We start from the raw sequence: 2,670 nt of genomic DNA on the forward strand, positions 1-2,670 counted from the left end.
ACCGCCGAATACTGGGACATCCTGGCCAGCCTCGCGGTGGCCGACGCCGGTGAGGGCCCGCGCCAGAGGATCGCCGCACACCCCTCAGGGCTGATCACCGAGTAGACGGCGTTCTCCAGCATCAGCACCCGGTCGGCCACCGCCAGCGCCAACGCGCCGCCGCTGCCGCCCTCGCCGGTGATCACCGCGAGCACGGGGGTGGGCAGCACGGTGAGGGTGAGGATGTTCTCGGCGATGGCCGCCGCCTGGCCGTGCTCCTCGGCGCTCACTCCCGGGTCGGCGCCGGGGGTGTCCACCAGGGTGACCACGGGCAGGCCGAGGCGGGCCGCGAGGCGCATGAGCCGCAGCGCCTTACGGTGCCCGGCCGGGCTGGCCATGCCGAAGTTGCGGGCGACCAGATCGGCGGTGGTGTGCCCCTTCTGGTGACCGATGACCATCACGTGCCGGCCGGCCAACCGCGCCAACCCACCAACGATGGCCGGGCAGTCCGCGCCGAGCCGATCGCCGTGCAGCTCCACGAACCCGTCAAAGACCGAGTCCAGGTAGTCCAGTGTGGTGGGCCGCCCCGGGTGCCGCGCCATCCGGACGGTGTCCCACGCGTCGCGTACCGCCGGGATGCCGGCGTCTCCCTCGGCCGCCGGGTCCGTCGGACGCGTCACGACGGCGCCGTCGTCGGCAAGGCGCTCGCGGTGCGACGCCGGCTCCTGACGGGGTACGGGCGGATGCGCCGGACGGCCGGCGCGGGTCGCGGCGAGCAGCGCCGTCAGCCGTCCGCGCAGTGACCGGCGCTGCACCACCATGTCGACCTGCCCGTGTCGGAGCAGGAAGTCGGCGGTCTGGAAGCCCTCCGGCAGGGCCCGCCCCGTGATCTGACGGATCACCCGAGGGCCGGCGAAGCCCATCCGCGCGCCACTCTCGGCGAGCACCAGATCGGTGTTGGTGGCGAACGAGGCGGCCACTCCGCCGTAGGTCGGGTCGGTGAGGACGCTCACGGTGAGCAGTCCCGCCTCGCGCAACGCGGCGATGGCCTGACTGACGGTCGCCATCTGCATCAACGACAGCGCGCCTTCCTGCATCCGCGCACCGCCGGACGCGGTGATCAGGACGAGCGGCGTGCGGTCGTCGAGCGCCCGTTCGGCGGCCCGGGTGATCAGCTCGCCGACCGCGCAGCCCAGGCTGCCACCGAGGAAGCGGAAGTCCATCACCGCCAGGGTCACCGGGTTCCCGCCGATGGTGGCCGTGGCGCAGACGACCCCCTCGGCAAGACCCGTGCTGGCCCGCGCGCCGGTGAGCCGGTGCGGGTACGGCAGCACGTCGACGAAGTCGAGCGGGTCCGCCCCCGGCAGCCGGTCGGGCAGCAGGCGCAGCGAACCCGGGTCGACCAGTTGGCGCAGGCGTTCCGGCGCGCCAAGTCGGGCATGCTCCCCGCACTCCGGGCAGACGTCGAGGTTGCGGCGCAGCCGTTTGCGGTAGAGCAGGGTCGCGCAGCCCGCGCAGCGGGACCAGAGCTGCTCTTCGCGCGGCGCGGTGGCCGTCACGACCGCCGCCCGGTGTCCGGGGAATCGAACCGGTAGAAGCACCGCGCCATGGCGTCGCGCGGCGAGCGCCAGGTCGACAGGTACGGCGACACGTACGGGCGTAGGCGGTCACTGACCCGGATGAACTCGGGGTGGTCACGCGCGGCCTCCACCGCGCCCTCCGCCGGCTGGGCGGTCTCGAGCAGGTGCACATAGAGGTCGTGCAGTCGGTACAGCGAGCGGTGCCGGACACCGACCAGGCGCGGCAGCTCCGTCGCGTCCGACTCGGCGAAGATCTCGGCGACCCGCTCCTCGGCGGTCGGATCGACCTTCGCGATGATCAGCGATCGGTCCATGTTGGGCCTCCCCCCACGGCGTCCGGCCGGCGACGGGTGGCCCCCGGACGCGCTGGACGACTGCCGACACGATGCGCCGATCCTCGTCACGGCGGCGTCACCGCGCCGGGCCGACCAGCGACGCATGGTGGTGACGCTGCGTTGACGCAACCTGTGTATCAGCTATGTGCCGGGTGAATTCAACGCGCCAATGTTTATGCAGTTCAGAACCGATTTCGGGTTGGCTGTCGCCAATACAAGGTCCACGTTGGCGTTGACGCAACGTGACCGTTATTGATAATCTTCAGCGTGGTCAGCCCGGCGGCCTCGGCGGGCGGGGCCGCGCCCGGCCACGCCGCGATCGGCGGGGTCGACAGTGGCGTCGAGGGCAACCGATCCGGGACACAGCAGACAGTCGGGACGAGCGTTCCGCAGGGGGTGCCGCCGTGGCCGCTGATTCGTCCGTGCCGACCGCCGGAGACCCGCCCGAGGAGGGCGTCTCACTGCACCTGCTCGGAGGTTTCCGGCTCCTCCGCGAGGCGGTGCCGGTCGTGGTGCCGCGCGGGCTGCAACGGGTGATCGCGCTGATCGGGCTCCGCCCCGGCGCCACCCGCAGCCAGCTCGCCGGGCTGCTCTGGCCCGACGCGTCGGAGGAACGGGCGCTGTCCTCCCTCCGTACCGCCCTGTGGCGGCTGCGACAGGACCCGTGCTGCCCGATGACGGTGGCCAGCGACACCGTACGCCTCGGCCCGGCCGTCCGGCTCGACGTGGACGACCTGGTCGGCACCGCGGCCCGGGTCCGGGACGGCGACGACCCG

The 2,670-nt window shown here is 72.8% G+C and carries 2 protein-coding genes and 1 pseudogene; 1 reads left to right on the forward strand and 2 read right to left on the reverse strand.

Annotated elements, in window-relative coordinates:
* Together accD and ABZ749_RS33420 are read right to left on the reverse strand one after the other, a co-directional pair.
* A partial coding sequence (gene accD, locus ABZ749_RS33415) for an acetyl-CoA carboxylase, carboxyltransferase subunit beta (protein ID WP_357234994.1) occupies window positions 1-1,538 on the reverse strand: 1,538 nt, incomplete at its 3' end.
* Window positions 1,535-1,873, reverse strand: coding sequence for a TcmI family type II polyketide cyclase (locus tag ABZ749_RS33420; RefSeq protein WP_355007983.1), 339 nt, complete (start codon window positions 1,871-1,873; stop codon window positions 1,535-1,537). The genes ABZ749_RS33420 and accD, both read right to left, overlap by 4 nt.
* Before the next feature lie 425 nt (window positions 1,874-2,298).
* On the opposite strand from ABZ749_RS33420, the pseudogene ABZ749_RS33425 reads away from it, so the two are divergent.
* Window positions 2,299-2,670, forward strand: a pseudogene (locus tag ABZ749_RS33425) (transcriptional regulator); the annotation flags it as partial.

The organism is Micromonospora sp. NPDC047753, assembly GCF_040642735.1.
Classification (GTDB): domain Bacteria; phylum Actinomycetota; class Actinomycetes; order Mycobacteriales; family Micromonosporaceae; genus Micromonospora.

Coding starts and splice junctions, on each gene's coding strand:
- ABZ749_RS33420 (WP_355007983.1), bottom strand. CDS start 1,873: ATGGACCGATCGCTGATCATCGCGAAGGTCGATCCGACCGCCGAGGAG.